This window comes from Burkholderia sp. JP2-270, from assembly GCF_003233675.1.
In the GTDB taxonomy this organism is placed as follows: domain Bacteria; phylum Pseudomonadota; class Gammaproteobacteria; order Burkholderiales; family Burkholderiaceae; genus Burkholderia; species Burkholderia pyrrocinia_C.
Map to the genome: position 1 here is coordinate 638,918 of NZ_CP029825.1, position 18,548 is coordinate 657,465.

Below are 18,548 nucleotides of genomic sequence, written 5' to 3' on the forward strand. Positions count from 1 at the left end.
CCGTGCCTCCGGCAAGTCAGGCCGGAACGATCGCGCTCGCTACGGTTGCGGACGCTCGTTGCGCGCGGCCTGTTCCGCAGCCGCCACGCGGCGCTTGACCGTGAGGAAGCTGTCAGGGCTGACCGAAATCGAATCGATTCCGCACGCGACGAGAAAATCGGCGAATTCCGGGTGGTCGCTCGGCGCCTGTCCGCACAGACCGACCTTGGTGCCCGCCTTGTGCGCGGCCTCGATCACGCTGGCGATCATCCACTTCACGGCTTCGTTCTGCTCGTCGAACAGGCCGGCCAGCTCCGCGGAATCCCGGTCGACTCCGAGCGTCAGCTGGGTCAGGTCGTTGCTGCCGATCGAAAACCCGTCGAAACGTTGCGCGAATGCGCTCGCCAGAATCACGTTCGACGGTATCTCGCACATCACGTAGACCTGCAAACCGTCTTCGCCGCGCCTGAGTCCGTTCTCGGCCAGCACGTCGAGTACCTGGTCGGCTTCTTCGGGCGACCGGCAGAACGGGATCATCACGATCACGTTCCTGAAGCCCATGTCGTTGCGCAGTCGCGCGATCGCCCGACATTCGAGCGCGAAGCCGGCGCGGTAGCGCGGCGAATAGTAGCGCGACGCGCCGCGGAACCCGAGCATCGGATTCTCTTCGTGCGGCTCGAATTGCGCGCCGCCGATCAGATGCGCGTATTCGTTCGTCTTGAAGTCGCTCATGCGGACGATGACCGGTGCAGGATGGAAGACTGCCGCGATGCGCGCGAGACCGCGCGCCAGTCGATCGACGAAATAGTCGGACGGTTCGTCGTAGCCCGCGGTCAGGGTCGCGATAGTCCGCTTCACTCGCTCGTCCTTCAGTGCATCGTAGTGCGCCAGCGCCATCGGATGGACCCTGATATGGTTGCCGATCACGAATTCCATGCGCGCGAGCCCGATCCCGTCGACAGGCATGCGCCACCAGCGAAAAGCCGCGGCCGGGTTCGCCAGGTTCAGCATGACCCGGGTACGGGTTGCGGGAATATTCGTCAGGTCGATCGCTTCCACGTCGTATTGCGCGATGCCCTCGTAAACGAAGCCCGCCTCGCCCTCTGCACACGACACCGTCACCTCCTGCTGATCGTGCAGCAGATGGGTCGCATTGCCCGTGCCGACGATGGCCGGCAACCCCAGTTCACGGCTCACGATGGCGGCATGCGAGGTACGGCCGCCATGATCGGTGATGATCGCCGCGGCGCGACGCATCACCGGAACCCAGTCCGGATCCGTCGTGCGCGTCACGAGCACCGCGCCGTCGACGAAGCGCGCGATGTCGCGCGGACTGTCGATCACGCAGACGCTGCCGACCGCGATGGCCTCGCCGACGCTCACGCCGGCGAGGAGCTTCCGGCCGGTCAGGCCGAGACGGTAGGTCTTCACGGCGCTGGCTTCGCGGCGGGACTGCACCGTTTCGGGACGGGCCTGGACGACGAACAGTTCCCCGCTCATGCCGTCCTTTGCCCATTCGATGTCCATCGGCTGGCCATAGTGCGTCTCGATCGCGCAGGCCCAGCGCGCGAGCGTCAGGATGTCGGAGTCCGGGAGGACAAAGGTCGCGCGCTCGGCCTTCGAGGTCGGCACGTTGCGGGTCGGCGCGTCCTTGTCGCGCGTATAGACCAGCTTGCGCGCCTTTTCGCCGAGCGTCTTGCCTATGACCGGGCTGCGCGCCGGATCGGCGAGCAGCGGCTTGAACACTTCATATTCGTCCGGGTTGACCGTGCCCTGCACCACGTTCTCGCCGAGCCCCCACGCTGCGCTGATCAGCACCACCTTGTCGAAGCCGGTTTCCGTATCGAGCGAGAACATGACGCCGGCCGCGCCGAGATCCGAACGCACCATGCGCTGAACGCCGATCGACAGCGCGACGCGCAGATGATCGAAGCCCTTCTCTTCGCGGTATGCGATCGCACGGTCGGTGAACAACGATGCGTAGCAACGGCGGCACGCGGCAAGCAGCGCGCGCTCACCGCGCACATTCAGGTAGGTTTCCTGCTGACCGGCAAAGCTCGCGTCCGCGAGATCCTCGGCCGTGGCGCTCGAACGCACGGCCACGTCGACGTCGTCCTGCCCGGCCTGGCGGCACATCTGACGGTAGGCTTCCCTGATCGCGTCGGCGATCTCGGCGGGCCATTCGGCGTGGAGAATTGCCTGCCGGATCGACGCGCCGGTTTCGGCGAGCGCCGTCTTGCGCGCATCGAACGCTTCGAGGGTGCTGCCGATGCTCAGCCGCAATCCATTGGCATCGATGAACCGCCAGTACGCATCCGCGGTCGTCGCGAAACCAGGCGGCACTGCCACGCCCTGCGCGGACAGATTGGCGATCAGTTCGCCCAGCGACGCATTCTTTCCGCCGACGCGCGCGACGTCGCCGCGACGCAGATCGTCGAACCAGACGATGTGTTCATTCCCTTGATTCATGACTGATCTCCGGTCGTCGCGGCGGGGTTGCCAGCGAATGGCGCGCGTTGGTCGAGCCCGGCCGGTTTCGCCGGTGCGGCCTGCCGGACACGACGAATGCACGTTCATGCTGGCTCCGCGTCGCGGTCTTGCAGCTGACCTGAATCAAGAACGGGTGCCGCACGCCGCGCGGATGACGTTTCTCTCGTGTCGCGCGTTAAGGACGCGACGCTTTTGCCACAAACCAACACTTCGATTGGAGAAGCAGAACGATGCTGCGCCCACATGAAATCGCAGCTTTGATGATTCTTGCGGATGCACCGTCGCCGTTCCGCAGCGAACACGTGGAATTGCATCAGCTCGTCGATGACGGTCTAGTCGTCGTCGAAACGGATCCTATTGCACGCTCCACCCACGTTCGCTTATCGGAGCAAGGCCGAAAGCTCGTGCAGCGCCTAACGAGCGCTCGACGCCAAGCGTAAGATGATTTGAGGCATGCTTCCGCAGATCACCGACTCGTCGCGCTCGACTGACGATTGCATACCGGACCAGATCGACTTGGCCGCGGAGCCCCATTACTCCTATGATATTTGGGCGATCGATGCTTACAGTTTTCGAGCTTGCGCCCAGAGTGGCCACGAGTTCATCCACTGCCTGGCCATACGCGACGCGAAAAGTATGGTGCTCCATGGGCGTCAGCCGCTCATGCGGTAAGCCACCCGCAACCGTTGCCGCGTCGAACCTCGGCATGATCGGACGCTTCAAGGTTCACACAAATGCCACCTGACGTGAACTTTCGAACGGCTGCGAACAATTCGTGCGACGGGCTGGGGTTGACCACGAAGCCAGAGGCCCCTGCCGCGAAACTCAGACTGCCAACGTTGGCTTTCGATAGCCTCGTAACGACGAGAATTCTCGATAACTGCTCAGTCTGATTGAATTCCCGGATAAGGTGCGTCCCGCTCATGCTCGACACGGCGAGACACAACGTAGGCTCGTCAGAGGACTCCGCCCGTGATCATTGAGTAATCCTTGACATGGTTTCTCGTGTTCCGATCATTTCGAAGCCTTACCAACCTCCGGGTTGGCCTCCAATCTTTTGCAACAGTCACTTTTGCGGTAGCTCGCCCCGCTCCTTGCCACCCGTCCGGGTCTGGCAACTGGCGATTGAGTTAAATCAAGTCCGCCGCCATCGTACGCACTAAAAATTTCTAATGTGACGTGTCTCAGGTTTCTGCGGTTCCGGCTGTCAATGAAAAAATGCAGTCGGTCTGGTCAACCTGCCGGTGCCAACGACAACTGGTCATATTCTGGCCTGATGCGATCTTTTTAGCTCAGGCCGGCCTGCGAGGACGCGTGGTCGGTCAATGAGCGATTGAGAAGTAACATATGGAAAACAAGCTGCGCCCCGAAGAAAATCACCTGCTTGTGGCTTTTCCCCAAGCGGAGTTGACACGCTTTGCGAGGCATCTGGTGAGAGTCGAATTGCCGTTGGGACGTAAGCGTGTCCCCAGCACCGTCTCGACTGGGTGAAAAGAAGTTGCCAGAGTAGTCCCCACCAAAGTAGTGGAGACCAAATTGGCAACAGACGCACCGAAAAGAACTTCACGCAAAGGCATCCCGAATCACCCGATCGAATTTCGACGGCATCTGGCCAAGCTGGCGTGCGAGCCGGGCGTATCGGTGGCGCGCCTGGCGATGGATCATGGGGTGAATCCGAACCTGGTGTTCAAATGGCGCCGAGCGTTGCGTGCCGGCGAATACGATCCGGTGGATTTGCTGCCCGTGACCGTGGAAGCACCGGCGCAAGAGATGGAGCAGCCGACCCCGGCCCCAGTCGCCAGTGCCGCTCCGGCGGGCGCCATCGAGATCAGCGTGGGCAACACCCGCGTGCGCATCGAAGGCTCGCCCCACGAAGCCACGCTGTTGCTGGTGCTCCGCATGCTGCGCGGCGCGTCGGGACCGACAGCATGATCGGGCTGCCCAGCCACACGAAGATCTGGCTGGCTGCCGGCGTGACCGACATGCGTTCGGGCTTCAATAGCTTGGCCGCGAAGGTCCAGACCGTGCTGGAGCGAGACCCGTTCAGCGGCCACGTGTTCGTGTTCCGCGGCAAGCGTGGCGATCTGGTCAAAGTGTTGTGGTGGAGCGGCGACGGCATGTGTCTGCTGATGAAACGCCTGGAGCGCGGTCGGTTCGTGTGGCCACGTGCCGATGGTGGCGTGGTGTGCCTGAGCCAGGCGCAACTGTCGATGCTGCTCGAAGGCATCGATTGGCGGCAGCCGATACGCACGGCGGAGCCGACCTCGGCGTTGTAAACCTGCTGGCCGCCGCGTAGACTGCCGGCATGACTACGGCAAACGCCTATCCAGACGACATCGAAGCGCTCAAGGCTATGCTGCTTGAGCGTGATGCGCGCATCGGACATCTGGAAGACGTGGTCGAATCGCACGAGGCGGCGAACGCTACCGCCAAGGCCGAGATCGAGCATCTGAAGCTGCTGATCGCAAAGCTGCGCCGCATGCAGTTCGGCCGCAGTTCCGAGAAACTGGACCGCCAGATTGAGCAGCTTGAGTTGCGACTGGAGGAACTCGAGGCCGACGAAGGTGCTGCTCCCATCGAGATTCCGAAGGCAACGCGCACTGCACCGGAGCAAGCGCCGCGCAAACCGCTTCCCGAGCATCTGCCGCGCGAGATCCTGACGTACTGGCCGGAATCAGGCGAAACCTGCACTGCGTGTGGTGGCCCTATGAGGCAACTCGGCGAAGACGTCTCCGAACAGCTTGAATATGTACCGGCCAGCTTCCGCGTGATCCGCCATGTGCGCCCGAAACTGGCGTGTACGTGCTGCGACCATATCGCGCAAGCGGCTGCGCCGAGCCGCCCCATCGAGCGTGGCCTGGCTGGTCCGGGCTTGCTGGCCCATGTGCTGGTCGCGAAGTTCGCGGATCACCTGCCGTTGTATCGCCAGTCAGTGATCTACGCGCGCGAGGGTGTCGATCTGGATCGCTCGTTGCTGGCGAAATGGGTGGGCCATGGCGCGAACCTGCTGCGACCGCTGGTCGACGCCTTACGCCGGCACGTCATGGCGGCCACGAAACTGCATGCCGACGATACGCCGGTACCGGTACTCGTGCCGGGTAATGGCAAGACCAAGACCGGACGGCTGTGGGTCTATGTGCGCGACGACCGAAACTCGGCCGACATGACGCCGCCAGCCGTCTGGTTCACCTATACGCCCGACCGCAAGGGCATCCATCCGCAGCAGCATCTCCAGCCGTTCAACGGTACGTTGCAAGCCGATGCGTACGGCGGATACCAGGCGATTTACGAAACCGGGCAGGTAACAGAAGCAGCCTGCTGGGCCCATGCCCGGCGACAGTTCTATGAACTGCATGCCGCGCGACCGAATGCCTTGAACACCGAGGCGCTGGAGCGTATCGGCGCGTTGTACAAGATCGAGGAAGCGATCCGGGGCAAGCCGCCCGATGAACGGCGGGCGTACCGGCAAACCCACGCCAGGCCATTGCTTGAACAGTTCCATACGTGGCTGAGTGCCACGTTGGAAACGCTCTCGCGCAAATCCGACACGAGCCGGGCGATCCTCTATGCGCTGAATCGGTGGGAGGCGCTCACACGCTACTGTGACGACGGGCAGTTGGAGATCGACAACCTGCCGGTCGAGCGCGCACTGCGCGGCGTAGCTATCGGACGGCGCAACTACTTGTTCGCGGGGGCAGACTCAGGTGGCGAGCGCGCTGCCGCTATCTACAGCCTGATTGGCACCGCCAAGCTCAATGACATCGATCCGGAAGCATATCTGCGCCATGTGCTGGCGCGCATTGCGGATCATCCGATCAACCGGATTGATGACCTGCTGCCCTGGCCTCTGGCACAGGATCTGGCTTAGTCCTCGTACGAGATCGGCGCTTCGGCGCAATCCAGGACAATCGAGTGCATGCGGATCTCACACCACTCCTTGAATAGCTTGAGCGTACGACCTTGCGGCCATAGACGCTCGTCGACATACCAGTCCTCGAGCATGCGTTCGAAAATGACCTGCCAGTGCTTCTGTAACCAACGCTTGGCAGCGGCATCGGGATCGCTACCGGATGCAGGAACCAGAAAAGCGTTTGCGTTCTCGCTGGCTTGTTCCAGCGTCAATGCCATGCCTGGGGCAGAATCGACGCTGTTGATCCAGGTAACAAACGGAGCCTTCGGCACCACGATGGCAACAACTCGGTTCGCGATAAAACGTGGCTCCACTGGCATCTCGGCGATCTCGATTGGAAAGCCGCCATGCTAAAGCAATACGGTGTCGGTGCCACGCTTACGTTGGGACGGGTCGTATGACTGCATCACTTCCATCGTCTCCGCATTCGTTTTGAGCGCCATGCCGACATTCACGGCACGTTCCTCAAACTCGGTTGCTGCCTCGCTAACCGGGAAAACGCACGGAAATCAAGGCCGCCCCAAGTTGCGCCTCCTTGATCCAGATCAGCGCCCAAGGCAGGTTAATGAGGATGCTGTTCGTACGGCATCAAGGATGTTGCGACCTGCCGTCCAACGTAGTTCCATCCACACGCCAAAGGAGTCGCCATGCACGCCGAACGGATAAAGGAGATGTGGGCCGAATTCGATGACCTTGCTTCGAAAAGCGAAAACGAGGATGTTCAATTTCTGATCCGGGCGATCAAGCTGCATGCGGAACTGATGAATGCCCGACTCGCCGCGCTCGAGGCGTTGGGCGGTGTCAACTCTCAGACTAAACCGACATGATATGTGGCCGGTTTCGGCAGGCGATGCCGGGGACACATCCCTGCCCTCGGCCTGGTCGCGTGGACAGGGGTTTTCCGCCGGCACGAGTGCTCGACCCGTGCCGCCCGGAGCGGCTTGGGGTGTCTTGACGCTGACTACTTTCCCAACGATCTCCGCTTGCTCCGGCGGCGATCCTGCAGAGGCTTGCCGCGGCGCTCTCGGTCCCGATCCTCAATCGTTCACCTAGCTGCGGCGGCGGTCGCCAAAGAGTCGCATCAGCATCAGGAAGAGGTTGAGGAAATCGAGATAGAGGGCAAGCGCGCCCATGATCGCCTTCTTGCCGGCGATCTCGTCATCTTCGCCCGCTGTATAGATGTTCTTGATCCGTTGCGTGTCGTATGCCGTAAGGCCCGTGAACACGAGCACGCCGATCACGGATACGACGAACTGGAGTGCCGTGGAACCCACGAAGAAATTCACGAGCCCGGCGATGACGATCCCGATAAGCCCCATGAACAGAAACGAGCCGAAGCGTGAGAGGTCGGCCCGCGTCGAGTAACCATAGATGCTCATTGCGCCGAAGGTGGCCGCACTGATGAAGAACACACGCGCGATGCTCTCGCCCGTATATACGAGGAAGATCCCGGCAAGGGATAGTCCGACTAGCCCCGCATAGACCCAGAAACTGATCTGCGCTGCGCCAAGGCGGATGCGCTCGATGCGGAAGCTCAGAAACATGACCAACCCCAGCGGGGCAAGCAGCACGACCCAGATGAGGGGCGTTCCGGTGATCGCCACGTAAAAGCCACTCGTTGCTCCAACGTAAGCAACGACGCCTGTCAGTGCCAGCCCCCCGGCCATATAGTTATAAACGCGACGCAAATACTGCAGAAGGCCGATGTCGCCAGTGTCCAATAAAGGCCGATGCGCTTCTGCCCGAACCGCCTTGGGACGGTCGTTTGCCATGGTCAACCTCCTGAGATCGCAGCACCGGGCGTGCCATCCATCGACACTGCCATTCATATGGCCAATCTCGCACCGCGAGGCCCGCGGGTGTGCTGCGGACGTGCTGCCGATAGCGCGGATTTGTGTACTTTTACATGGACGGAAGCGTAACCGGATAGACAAGATGGCTGATTACCCGTTTAACGCCCGGTACAGTCTGTGCTGCAACGCACACTGCTTTGCGCTCCTCCTCGCTGAAGATCACGCCCCAGAGATGTACCTCTCCTTTCTTGACGATGACCTGGCCCCGCGTTAGCGCCCAACGTTGGCCAGACATCGCGTGTAGTATCGCCTCGCGTATCTCTGCGTCAGCACGCGCCACCGGCTGCCGATTGTCGTGCGTATCGCTGGCCAGCGCACGCACGAGATCCGCGCGACTTACCAATCCTGTCACCTTGTCGTTCTTGACGACTGGCACACGCTTGATGCGATAGCGCTCCAGCAATTCGGCAACTTCAGAGAGGGGCGTGTCTTCGTCGACGGTTACGACGTTGACGCTCATCAGATCCTTCACCGTCTGCGCATGCTCTTTCACATACTGGCTGGCCAGTTCACGGCTGGATGCAAGCAACTCCAGCCACCAGGAGCGCCGCCTGGCGCCGGTGCCGATCTCGACGCGGCGCACTAGATCGCCTTCGCTGATGATACCAATCAGCTTGCCGTCTGCATCTGCTACTGGAACCGCGCTAATCGAGTGTTCGACGAGCAGCTTGGCGGTCTCCTGCACGCCCATCTCCGGAGTAGCGAAAATGACCGGCGTTGTCATCACGTCGCGCGCCCACATGAAGACTCTCCTTCAATGCACTGGCCCTTCACCGGCCTGTCGGCGGCAGAAGCTGCGCTCGCCGTCACGGAAACCGACCGGCCTACAGGATGAATGCTTCACTCGGAAATGCAGGATGAGTTTGACCGATATCAACTGGCGGCGGATCGTATGGCAGATGGAGCGGCATGGCCGCTCAAACAACGTCGCAATCGATAAAAACCACTAAGCGACGTCGTCCCGACGACATCGATATCAGCGGTGCGGCCCATTCGTCAACGACGCTCGGGCTGACGCGCTTTGGATACTTCGGCTCGACGGCATCGGTCTGCCTCAGCCAGCTGCGCACCGTGTTTCGGGTACAGCTCGACCGCCCGAACGCGGTCTTCGTATGAATACATGGACTACCTCCAAAGTAGTCCAAGATTTTGTCCGCATCCCGGGAGGGCAATTCTGCGTGGACATCAACAGTCCGGCGCTTCAGACAACTGCGCCAAACAACGCGCCGACGCCTGAGGATACGCCCATTGCCAGAGCACTCCAGAACACGACGCGAAGGACACCTGGGCCAACTTTCGCGCCGCCCGCTTTAGCGGCCAGACCACCTAGCGCGGCTAGCGAAACGAGAGCAGAGACGACTATGGCTGGAATCAGTACCGATTCGGGCGCAAGCGCAGCAACGATAGCCGGCAACGTGGCGCCAACCGCAAAACTGGAGGCAGAAGCCAGCGCGGCTTGAAGAGGTCGGGCAGACGTCACCTCCGAAATGCCCAGCTCGTCACGCGCATGCGCACCGAGTGCGTCATGCGCCATCAGCTTTTCGGCAACCTGCCTGGCAAGCGGCACATCCAGGCCGCGACGTACGTAGATTGCAGTCAATTCTCGATGTTCGCGCGGGAAGTCGGCATTGAGTTCGGCCTGCTCCTGGACGAGGGAGGCCTTTTCGGTATCCGCCTGCGAGGAAACAGAAACATATTCCCCGGTCGCCATTGACATCGCACCAGCCACCAAGCCGGCCACGGCGGTGAGCACAACGCTTCCATGAGGGGTGTGCGCAGAGGCCACGCCGGCGACGAGGCTCGCCGTCGAGACAATGCCATCATTGGCGCCCAATACAGCGGCACGCAACCAGTTCATGGATCCGAGACGATGCAGTTCAAGATGGCGCAGCAGCATAGTGCCTCCGTTAGGAATCGTGCCAGCGAGTTCAAGCAGCAGTATCGTTCAACCGAAGCCACCCGGGCCATTCTTCAAGATTAAAATGGGCTGAAGAAATCAGGCAGATCACATCGAGCGGCAGGTGTCGCCTATGTGGCCGCTCCAGTGCTCGGGCGGCCGGATGTAGCCGCCAGGGGGTGAACTCAACGTCCTCGCCGCCGGCGCGCTGGAAGTCATTAGCAAACAGGTTTGGGACATGGGCGATGCCCCGTCCACGGCCTATGCTGCCAAGATCGCCTGCAACATGATGATCACGATGGCAATGGAGGCGATGGCGGAAGCCGTGGTTCTAACAGAGACGAACGGACTTTCGCGAGAGCGCTTCTTCGAATTGATCCTGGGTGCGCTGTTCGGCAGTCGCCCCTATCAGACCTATTCCCGCAATATCATCCGGAATGGATACCAACCCGGAGTCGACGCAATGCTTGGCCTCAAGGATCTTCGTCTGGCGAAGCAGGCCGCCACCGACGCAGGACGCCGCAAACGCGGGTTTCGGTGATCGTGACTGGTCCGCAATTGCGAAGCTCACAATAGATCACAGCTAAGGATGCTCTGCACAAAGCGGGATCCAGTGTGCTTGACCGGTAAAGGACAATGAACGTGTTTCGTCGCAGGCCTGTCACCCTGGCGCGAATCCACCCGGCATGCACGGCCCCGCTTGCGGGCTCCGCGCCAGCCGGCGACAATGCTCATGTGCAGCATGAGCTACCCGAGTCTGAACGATTCTGCGCGCGCGACAGCCGTGCCCTCGTGGAGATCGGCGTCGAGACGAGCGAACAGCTCGACGTGATTCCCGAGCAAGTGCGCGCCGTTCAGCACCATCGCGTCAAGTACGCGTGTCCGTGCTTCGACCTTGACATCAAGGTCATGCCCGCACCGGCGCACATCATTCCTCGCGGGCTGCTCACGGAATCCGCACCGGCGTGGATCATCACTGGCAAGTACCAGTACGGTAGGCCGCTATATCGTCAGGCCACGTTGCTGCGTCGTTTCGACGGCGACATCTCGTCGAACACGTTGGCCGCCAGCGTGGTGCGGGTCGGACTGGCCACACAGCCGGTGATCAACGTGATGCGCGACGCATTGCTCGAATCGGACCTGATCTACGGCGACGAGACAACGTTCCAGGTGCTGAAGAAGCCAGGACGAAGGCCGCAGGCGAAGAGTTGCCTATGGGCGCAGATCAACGGTTCAGGGCCGCCTGTGCGGATGTTCTCGTACTCCCCGGGGCGCGGTGCCCAACATGCGCAGAAGCTCAATGCCGGCGTGCAGCCCGGCACCGTGTTGATGACGGACGGGTACGAACTCTAAAACGGCATCGCCCACGATCACCAGCTCGTGCATCTCGGATGCTGGGCGCACGTACGCGGCGGCTTCATCAAAGCCGAGGAGTCGGTACCGAAGGCTGCACGCTCGCCGGATCTGCAAGCCACACGCTCCGTCATGCTGATCGGCAAGCTGTTCGCGGACCGCTTACGAATGAGACACATTTCTCGACGCTGCCTGCGACCAAATCGCCAGCATGATCGCCACGGACACTCCACTTAAAAATATAAAAAACTGTCCGACCGCGCGAATCACCTCTTTACACCCTATTCCACTTTATATTACCTTAGCAGTACATTGCGCGTTGCGCGCTTCATTGCACGTCCTCGTACATCTGTCCAATATCTATCCTGCGTTCATGTCGCGTTTCAGCCTGAATCAACACAATAATCCGATGTCGCCTTTGGGTGACAGGAGCGTGTTTGACTGCTGAGACAGCTCGCCCTGCTTCACACCAAAGGCTCTCGATTCGAGAGCCTTTTTTTATTTCTACTCGCCGAGGCCATTCATGCAGATATCCGTTCGAGACGCTGCCACCCATATCGGACAGACGGTCAGTCTTTATCTCACGCTCGATGTTCTGCGTGACCAAAAACATGTCCAGTTTCTGTTGGCTCACGATCCATCCGGAGAGCCGATACAACTGGTCGTCGACAAGGCTGACAGAACATGCCATACGCAAATCAGCCACTGGCTGACGGGCACAACGTTTCGTGCAACCGGGGAACTCATTGCGGCACCGCAGAGCAAAACATCTGGTATTGAGCTTCGTGTCCATGCTGTGGATGTTTTTTCTGTCGCCCAGCCATTTCCTATTGGGCCAGAGAGCGGCTTGGACTTACGCTTTTCGCACCGCGTCGTTGATCTCAAATCTCCCGCCTGGCTTTGCATGTTGCGCCTGCGCAGTGAGTTCGAGGCGGCTTGTCGAGAATTTGCGCTGATGCACAACTGCACCGAGATTCATACTCCCAAGTTGATGGGTAACGCGAGTGAAAGCGGTGCGCAGGTCTTTCGCGTCGAGTACTTCGACCGCACTGCGTATCTCGCCCAGTCGCCACAGTTCTACAAGCAGATGGCCATTGCGGCAGGTCTGGCGGGGACGTTTGAAATCGGCCCGGTGTTTCGGGCGGAAGATAGTCGCAGCAGTCGTCACTTGACCGAATTTACTGGTCTCGATGTTGAGCTTGCGTGGGTCTTCGATACTCAAGACGTCATGTCCTTCGAGGAGGCGATGCTCCGCCACGCTTTCGCTCGCCTTGAGCGCTTTGCACCCGAGGTTCGCCAGCACTTCGGCGTTGATTTACCGCTGGAGCCTAGCGTAGCGTACCTATCGTTGGCCGAGGCCAAGGCGCTTCTGGCTCATCACGGGATGCAACTGCGGCCCGAAGACGACTTACCCGATGAAGGCGAGCGCCAGCTTTACGTCTTGCTCGAGCGAGATCTGATTTTCGTCCACGATTATCCGATCGTAAAACGCCCGTTTTATCACCGTTACGATCATGACGCTGGTACGACTCATAGCTTCGACCTGGTATTCAAAGGCATCGAAATCACGACTGGCGCTATTCGCGAACATCGGTACGAGACTGTGCGGGCCCAGGCGATTGATAAAGGTTTGGCCCCTGAGACGATTTCGCACTATCTCGATAACTTCCGTTACGGCTGCCCTCCTCACGGAGGATTCGGACTCGGTATCGAGCGTGTGATAACGAAACTTCTCGGGTTAGGCACCGTCAAGGAGGCCGCGCTCGTGCCGCGCGATCCGGATCGGATTTTGCCTTGAGGTATTTGGAGCGGTCTCTGGCCATGTCACTCCGAGAGACCTCTCAGCATTGCGGATTCAACCCGTCTGTGCAACACACTTGAGGCTGCATAGCAGCGAGGAGTGTTGCATCGACGGGTTGAATCCGCAGTCGATTGGAGCCGGTCCCGGGCCACCGGGACCGCAGCTGGCCGAGTCCGCCGCCACTTTCTGTCATTCGCGAGCACGACATGTGCGGCGGCTTTCCGAGGCGCAACGGACGGTTCGCGTCATTGCCGCGACGGCCCGTAAAGGGGGCGAACTGATGCCTCCGCTCCGCTTGTTTTTTGTTCACCGCGGATTACCGGGGTACGCGGCGCAGACTGTCGGCGATCGCAAGGAACAGACAGTCGAACTTGCGCCCTGAGTCGACGACAATCCCGGGAAGCAAGCAAAATCCCTCGCCCAGACCCAAGTGAGAACGGCCACGGTCCAGCTAGATTGCTCTGCGGGCAAAAGGCATGGAACCAGGTTCACAGTGAGGCGTCTCGCGGCTGGAGACGTCGTGCGGTGTTTGGATTGGCACGGCCGTTCAGAGGCGATACAGACTCCGGAAGCCAGCACGGTCCACTGGCGTGCCGTCCCCGCAACCGGGCATCGGCAAGCCTTGCGCCCATCCTGCCGCCAAGACCTGCACGTCATGCAAGGGATCGGACGCCTTGGCACGCTCATTGCGAATGCGGCAGGTTTCAGGATCGGTGGCGAACAGACTGCGCGCGAAGACTCGGCCCTGCTCGGCCAGCCTCGCGGTCTTCGGCCCGCGGATCTCCGCGAAGCGCAGCAAGGCTTCATCGAGGCTGCCGACCTTCCCATCCAGGCATCGAGCCAGATGCCAAGCGTCTTCCAACGCCTGACAAGCGCCTTGGCCCGACGTCGGCAACGGCGCGTGCGCCGCATCACCTACCAGCAGCACATTCGCCCGGCTCCATGTGCTCAGCGGCTCCAAGTCATGCACGGCAATCAGTCGGATGGCGTGCGCCGGCGTCGCCTGGATGACCCGGGTGACTAGCTCCGGCCATCCCGAAAACAGATCCTCAATCTCCTGGCGCATATCCGCTGCCTGCGATGTCCCAAGCAGCGGTCGCGCCTGCGCCGCAGCCCAGTAGACCAACTCCGGCCGGACCACAACGCAACCGAAGCGCTTGCCCGAACCCCAATAATCCTGAATCGCGATATCGTCCACTAGCGCGTCCCGCTCCTGCGCCACACCTATCCAGTTCACAAAGCCCCGATAAACTGGTGTGTTGTCCCCCGCGACAAACGTGCGTGCCACAGAGTCCATGCGGCCATCGGCACCGATAAGCAGATCCGGACGGATGCTCACCCCGTTTTCGAACCGAGCCACGGCCTTGCCACTAGCGTCCAGGTCGATCGCCACCGCCCGATGCCCGAATTCCATCCGGATCCCGGCCTGCACCGCATGGTCCAGCAGCACTGCCTGCAGGTCCCTGCGCAAAATCGTATGGGTCGGATATCCCATCATCCGGTCCAGCAGCGCAATATCGATCCCCCCCAACGAATTGCCCGCAGCATCCTGACGGCGCATTGCCACTGGCCGGCCGCCCGCTGCCGCGATGTCCTGGAGCAGCCCCAGTTCCTCCAGCACAAAGCCAGCGTTTGGCCAGAGCGTCACGCCAGCCCCCATGGTCGCGGGCACCGCCCAGCGCTCATATACCCGGACACTGTACCCTCGCTTGCGCAACGCAAGCGCCACGCTCAAGCCAGCAATGCCGCCGCCAAGAATTCCGATTTCCATGCTGAAGCTCTCCTGTTCAATCCGCCCCGACACGCCGCCAGTGACGACTCTTCGGGACGAAGACGGCATCTTAGACTCCGTCAACGCAGAGGATTAGCATGTAAAAATGGGCCGTTTTTATACCTTATACGGGATAATGATGCGCAACGCCCTCGACCTGAATACCATCCGCGTCTACGCGGCGGTCGTCGATGAACAAAGCTTTGCCGGCGCGGCGCGGCTGCTGGCTCTGCCATCATCTAACGTCAGCCGCCACGTCGCCTCGCTGGAACGCAGGCTGGGCGTCCGCTTGCTGGAACGCAGCACCCGTCACCTGCGCATAACGGAAGCCGGCCGGCTGCTCTACGAACGCGCAAAACCCCTGCTCGACGCCTTGCTCGCCACCGAAGAAGAACTCGGCACGATGCAGCGTGAACTGCGTGGTCCCCTAAAGATGTGCATGCCAGGCGAAGCGCCAAGACTGCTGGCTCCCATTCTGGCCGAATTCTGTAGTCTCCATCCCGGCGTCGAACTGGAATGCGACACGCGCCTGACAGGTCTGGATGCGCTCCGAGAAGACGTGGACCTCTCCATTGTCTTCCATCGTGGCCGCCAGGATGACAGCACCTTTATCACCCGCGAACTCGCTACGCTGCCCAGCATCGTGGTCGCGGCGCCCGCACTGCTGGCCAAAACCGGAACACCCCGCCAAGTGCGCGAACTCAAGTCCTTGCCTTGCATCACTACTCTGAATGCGCTGAAGGGCCAGCCCTGGCAGTTTCTCGACGCAACAGGCGAGATCGTCAAAGTGCCTGTCCGCAGCCGCTATCGAGTCAACAGCGGCGAACTGGCATTGGCGGGCGCGCGGCAAGGCATCGGCTTCGCGATAGTGGCGGCTTTTCCATGCCAGGACGATCTTGCTGCGGGCCGATTGCGGGAAGTGCCGCTGGACCTGTGCCCTGCGCCGCTGCAATTGCTTGGCGCGTACAGCCACCGGCTTTCCGTGACTGCGCGGGTTCGGGCGTTGCTGGAATTGATACAGGTGCGGTTGGACGGGGTGGGAAGCGGTTCAAGATGGAAGTCGAATTGAGCTACGCGTCCGAATGGCCGAGCGTTTCCTTCGGGTCGGCTACGGAATTTTGTCATCGGAACGAATTCCGCCCCTGGACGTTCGCGAAGGCCGCTCCAAGGCAGTCGGTCCGAGGTACCTCGGACCATTCGTGTTCTACCGGTGCACTTGTCGCCGATAGAATAGTCACAAGCCCGAGCGGGCGTCACGGCATGGGTCGAGGTCAAAGATATGCAAGTATGCTTGCCTTGTAACAGTTCGCCTTGACCCTGCAAGGAGTGCCTACAACTTTCGATACCACCCGCGGCGATTCCACGCGATTACGGACAGCAACTCGTGCGCATTAACTACCCTGCATTCTTCGCATCTCTATTTCTGTCCCGACTGGCGGATCAGGTGCTGCTTTTCCTGGTGCCACTGGTCGTATTCCAGACTACGCAAAAGGTGACCTGGTCGGGGATCGCGTTTTTTATCGAGGCGCTACCGAGATATCTCGTCTTTCCGATTTGCGGTGCCTTATGTGACCGGATATCTCCGGTCAAGGTGTTGCGTATTAGCCAGCTATATCGGGCGCTGGCCTGCATTGGTGGTGTTGTCGGCTATGGCGTGTTTGGCGGAATCGGCTGGCTTATCGCTCTCTCCGCGTGCTGCGGTGCGCTGACCAGCCAGGGGCTTGTCGCGCGAGAAGTATTGTTGCCTCAGGTTTTCAAGCTCCACAGATTCGAAAGGGTTCTGTCCTATTCCCAACTTGCCGATCAACTGGGAGTTGTCCTCGGCCCCATGCTGGCAGCGCTACTGCTTGGCTGGTGGAATTGGGAATTTGTCGTCGCCGCAGCGGCGGTTTTGTTCTTCGCGGCTGACGGCGCGACGATCCTCTGGCAACGTACGAGCGATTTCGAATTGACGGCCCCCGAGCCGGCGCCGGGCCATTGGGTCCTGCCAATCAAGATCGGCCTCATGCATGTCGCTTGCCTGCCGGGGCTTAGGAAACTGGTCGCGTTGGCCGCAGCCGAGAACTTGGTCATCGGGGTTACGCTGGCAACTTCCGCTGCGATGGTGACTGGATTGCATCATCGGTCAGACGCGTTCTACGCATCCTTGCAGGCAGCAGGGGCGATTGCCACGATCCTGATTTTGTTGCTGATCGCGAGGACGTCGATTTCACGGAGAGCATTGGGTTTGTTCTCGTTCATGTCGATCTTGCTGGGCGGCCTCATTTCCGGTACGAGTTCGTTCGCCTGGGGCTATGTTGTCGGATTCCTGCTGATAGTGGGCTTCGACAAGATGTTCAGCATTTACATTCGCAGCGCTCGACAGGAAATCATTCCCGCGAAGGACTATGGCAAGACGCTGGGCGTCATCATCATGTTGAATAACCTGACGCAACCGCTTGCGGGGTTAGTGGTCGGAATGTTTTCCGGGCGCGGCCGGATGAGTGCCGTCATCGTATTGATTTCCCTAAGCATGGGCGTCATAGGAACTGTGATTGCAGCGGTCGGTGTTCGGGATGCTCGACGCAAAGGTGAAATGCAAACGGCGGGGCTCGCTGACCAAAGTTCCAATGGCATCAGGTAAATGGCTTGAGCTAATGTCATTGCACTGACCCTTCGAATCCAATAGCGCGACGATCAAAGGGGCGTCGCAATAGAGGCGCCTGTGTCTCATCGAGGCGGCAACCTGAATCGGGCAGAGACCGGCCATTATGAGCCACGTCCGGCGCCCGATTTGGCGCTTCAGTGCCGGCGCGATGCTCGCGGCGATACGCTCGAAACTTGTTCTGCGATCTACCGCGCCCGCTTGCTTTCATCACAGTGCTTGCGGTGCAGCAAAACGAGTGTCCTGTCGCCCGTGCGGCCTCGGCGCACTCGAAGGCGTGAACCTCCCGGTATGGTGCCTTTGCACGGGCCAAACGTCGGCGCGCAGGGGCACGTTGCACCATCCGGATTCGAGGCACCTGCCCGGGTGCCGCCCGTGCGATGATGTGCCATGACCAACATGAGAGATGGAATGACGACAACATTCGACGAGGCGACAACGGCGGCGATCGCCGCGTTTGCCCAATTGGATTTCTACACGGCTGTGCAAGCGATGCGCGCCGAGGCCGATTACGACCGCGAACGAGACCAGTGGATCTCGCGCTACATCGACGAGCACGGCAGCGCCGCGGACGATGCAGCATACGACGCCTTGCACGCGCAGGCCCAGGCAACCCCGGAATACGCGCAGTTCGTCGATGCGGTTCGCCGGGAAATCCTGGAATACTTCGGCGTGAGCGACAATCAACTGGACTGGATGGTCCTGCTGCGCAATGACGACAGCGATGAGCTTTGGGCGGAAGTCAACCAGCGGCGGAGCGCGCTGGGAACCGGTGAAGTGCGCGGAGATCTCTGACCATTGCTTACCATTGGGGTCTCAAGTCGTGCCGGGTGCGGGGCTAGAGTCAGGT

16 protein-coding genes and 1 pseudogene are annotated in these 18,548 nt (G+C 60.6%); 11 read left to right on the forward strand and 6 right to left on the reverse strand.

All coding sequences use genetic code 11. The features are described from left to right. Nucleotides 1-39 precede the first annotated feature (39 nt). A complete protein-coding gene (ppsA, locus tag DM992_RS20595; RefSeq protein WP_111018414.1) occupies nucleotides 40-2,448 on the reverse strand; it encodes a phosphoenolpyruvate synthase in 2,409 nt (802 codons plus the stop codon). Between the two features lie 1,545 nt (nucleotides 2,449-3,993). Here ppsA and DM992_RS20605 point away from each other — a divergent pair. From DM992_RS20605 to DM992_RS20615, 3 genes are read left to right on the forward strand one after another with little or no spacing between them, the layout of a single operon-like run. Next, nucleotides 3,994-4,401: a transposase gene (locus DM992_RS20605; RefSeq protein WP_034184983.1), complete on the forward strand. Its 408-nt coding sequence runs from the start codon at nucleotides 3,994-3,996 to the stop codon at nucleotides 4,399-4,401. Further along, nucleotides 4,398-4,745 (forward strand): IS66 family insertion sequence element accessory protein TnpB, encoded by a 348-nt coding sequence (tnpB, locus tag DM992_RS20610; RefSeq protein ID WP_034184982.1) that lies wholly within the window; start codon nucleotides 4,398-4,400, stop codon nucleotides 4,743-4,745. The genes DM992_RS20605 and tnpB overlap by 4 nt, the downstream gene beginning before the upstream one ends. A 29-nt stretch (nucleotides 4,746-4,774) precedes the next feature. Continuing rightward, nucleotides 4,775-6,337, forward strand: a complete 1,563-nt coding sequence (locus DM992_RS20615; RefSeq protein ID WP_111018416.1) for an IS66 family transposase — start codon at nucleotides 4,775-4,777, stop codon at nucleotides 6,335-6,337. On the opposite strand, the gene DM992_RS20620 is transcribed toward DM992_RS20615, so the two are convergent. Further along, nucleotides 6,334-6,699, reverse strand: a complete 366-nt coding sequence (locus DM992_RS20620) for a hypothetical protein (RefSeq protein ID WP_034184980.1) — start codon at nucleotides 6,697-6,699, stop codon at nucleotides 6,334-6,336. The genes DM992_RS20615 and DM992_RS20620 overlap by 4 nt on opposite strands. 327 nt (nucleotides 6,700-7,026) lie before the next feature. Between DM992_RS20620 and DM992_RS20625 the strand changes: the two genes are divergently transcribed. Beyond that, nucleotides 7,027-7,206 (forward strand): hypothetical protein, encoded by a 180-nt coding sequence (locus tag DM992_RS20625; protein WP_111018417.1) that lies wholly within the window; start codon nucleotides 7,027-7,029, stop codon nucleotides 7,204-7,206. Between the two features lie 222 nt (nucleotides 7,207-7,428). On the opposite strand, the gene DM992_RS20630 is transcribed toward DM992_RS20625, so the two are convergent. Next, complete coding sequence (locus DM992_RS20630) at nucleotides 7,429-8,151, reverse strand: Bax inhibitor-1/YccA family protein (RefSeq protein ID WP_111020319.1); 723 nt, start codon at nucleotides 8,149-8,151, stop codon at nucleotides 7,429-7,431. Nucleotides 8,152-8,281: 130 nt separating this feature from the next. Beyond that, entirely contained in the window at nucleotides 8,282-8,974 is a 693-nt protein-coding gene (locus tag DM992_RS20635; protein WP_111018418.1) for a CBS domain-containing protein, read from the reverse strand. A gap of 167 nt (nucleotides 8,975-9,141) precedes the next feature. Between DM992_RS20635 and DM992_RS41745 the strand changes: the two genes are divergently transcribed. Next, nucleotides 9,142-9,348, forward strand: a complete 207-nt coding sequence (locus tag DM992_RS41745) for a hypothetical protein (RefSeq protein ID WP_162631680.1) — start codon at nucleotides 9,142-9,144, stop codon at nucleotides 9,346-9,348. A gap of 85 nt (nucleotides 9,349-9,433) precedes the next feature. Here the strand turns inward: DM992_RS41745 and DM992_RS20645 are convergent, their stop codons facing one another. Beyond that, nucleotides 9,434-10,129, reverse strand: coding sequence for a VIT family protein (locus DM992_RS20645; RefSeq protein WP_111018420.1), 696 nt, complete (start codon nucleotides 10,127-10,129; stop codon nucleotides 9,434-9,436). 238 nt (nucleotides 10,130-10,367) lie between these two features. Here DM992_RS20645 and DM992_RS42795 point away from each other — a divergent pair, with 238 nt between their 5' ends. The 3 genes and pseudogenes from DM992_RS42795 (at nucleotide 10,368) to aspS (ending at nucleotide 13,280) form a co-directional block, all read left to right on the forward strand. Beyond that, nucleotides 10,368-10,670, forward strand: coding sequence for an NAD-binding protein (locus DM992_RS42795; RefSeq protein ID WP_239511422.1), 303 nt, complete (start codon nucleotides 10,368-10,370; stop codon nucleotides 10,668-10,670). Between the two features lie 194 nt (nucleotides 10,671-10,864). Then, a pseudogene (locus tag DM992_RS20655) lies at nucleotides 10,865-11,638 on the forward strand (IS66 family transposase); the annotation flags it as partial. A 367-nt stretch (nucleotides 11,639-12,005) separates the two neighbouring features. Next, nucleotides 12,006-13,280: an aspartate--tRNA(Asn) ligase gene (gene aspS, locus DM992_RS20660; protein WP_063897311.1), complete on the forward strand. Its 1,275-nt coding sequence runs from the start codon at nucleotides 12,006-12,008 to the stop codon at nucleotides 13,278-13,280. Nucleotides 13,281-13,830: 550 nt separating this feature from the next. Here the strand turns inward: aspS and DM992_RS20665 are convergent. Further along, nucleotides 13,831-15,054, reverse strand: coding sequence for an FAD-dependent monooxygenase (locus tag DM992_RS20665; RefSeq protein WP_111020320.1), 1,224 nt, complete (start codon nucleotides 15,052-15,054; stop codon nucleotides 13,831-13,833). Between the two features lie 139 nt (nucleotides 15,055-15,193). On the opposite strand from DM992_RS20665, the gene DM992_RS20670 reads away from it, so the two are divergent. The 3 genes from DM992_RS20670 to DM992_RS20680 all read left to right on the forward strand — a co-directional run bounded on the left by DM992_RS20670 (nucleotide 15,194) and on the right by DM992_RS20680 (nucleotide 18,493). Further along, entirely contained in the window at nucleotides 15,194-16,123 is a 930-nt protein-coding gene (locus DM992_RS20670; protein ID WP_111020321.1) for a LysR family transcriptional regulator, read from the forward strand. 315 nt (nucleotides 16,124-16,438) lie between these two features. Beyond that, nucleotides 16,439-17,677: an MFS transporter gene (locus DM992_RS20675; RefSeq protein WP_111018421.1), complete on the forward strand. Its 1,239-nt coding sequence runs from the start codon at nucleotides 16,439-16,441 to the stop codon at nucleotides 17,675-17,677. Between the two features lie 432 nt (nucleotides 17,678-18,109). Further along, on the forward strand, nucleotides 18,110-18,493 hold the full coding sequence (locus DM992_RS20680; protein WP_111018422.1) for an ATP-dependent protease: 384 nt from the start codon (nucleotides 18,110-18,112) through the stop codon (nucleotides 18,491-18,493). Nucleotides 18,494-18,548 lie beyond the last annotated feature (55 nt).

Bases quoted from the DNA above. Each gene is read 5' to 3' on its own strand.
- DM992_RS20625 (WP_111018417.1), top strand. From the start codon at position 7,027: ATGCACGCCGAACGGATAAAGGAGATGTGGGCCGAATTCGATGACCTT.
- ppsA (WP_111018414.1), bottom strand. From the start codon at position 2,448: ATGAATCAAGGGAATGAACACATCGTCTGGTTCGACGATCTGCGTCGC.
- DM992_RS41745 (WP_162631680.1), top strand. From the start codon at position 9,142: ATGGCCGCTCAAACAACGTCGCAATCGATAAAAACCACTAAGCGACGT.
- aspS (WP_063897311.1), top strand. From the start codon at position 12,006: ATGCAGATATCCGTTCGAGACGCTGCCACCCATATCGGACAGACGGTC.
- DM992_RS20670 (WP_111020321.1), top strand. From the start codon at position 15,194: ATGCGCAACGCCCTCGACCTGAATACCATCCGCGTCTACGCGGCGGTC.
- tnpB (WP_034184982.1), top strand. From the start codon at position 4,398: ATGATCGGGCTGCCCAGCCACACGAAGATCTGGCTGGCTGCCGGCGTG.
- DM992_RS20665 (WP_111020320.1), bottom strand. From the start codon at position 15,054: ATGGAAATCGGAATTCTTGGCGGCGGCATTGCTGGCTTGAGCGTGGCG.
- DM992_RS20645 (WP_111018420.1), bottom strand. From the start codon at position 10,129: ATGCTGCTGCGCCATCTTGAACTGCATCGTCTCGGATCCATGAACTGG.
- DM992_RS20620 (WP_034184980.1), bottom strand. From the start codon at position 6,699: ATGCCAGTGGAGCCACGTTTTATCGCGAACCGAGTTGTTGCCATCGTG.
- DM992_RS20615 (WP_111018416.1), top strand. From the start codon at position 4,775: ATGACTACGGCAAACGCCTATCCAGACGACATCGAAGCGCTCAAGGCT.
- DM992_RS20635 (WP_111018418.1), bottom strand. From the start codon at position 8,974: ATGTGGGCGCGCGACGTGATGACAACGCCGGTCATTTTCGCTACTCCG.
- DM992_RS20630 (WP_111020319.1), bottom strand. From the start codon at position 8,151: ATGGCAAACGACCGTCCCAAGGCGGTTCGGGCAGAAGCGCATCGGCCT.
- DM992_RS42795 (WP_239511422.1), top strand. From the start codon at position 10,368: ATGGGCGATGCCCCGTCCACGGCCTATGCTGCCAAGATCGCCTGCAAC.
- DM992_RS20680 (WP_111018422.1), top strand. From the start codon at position 18,110: ATGACGACAACATTCGACGAGGCGACAACGGCGGCGATCGCCGCGTTT.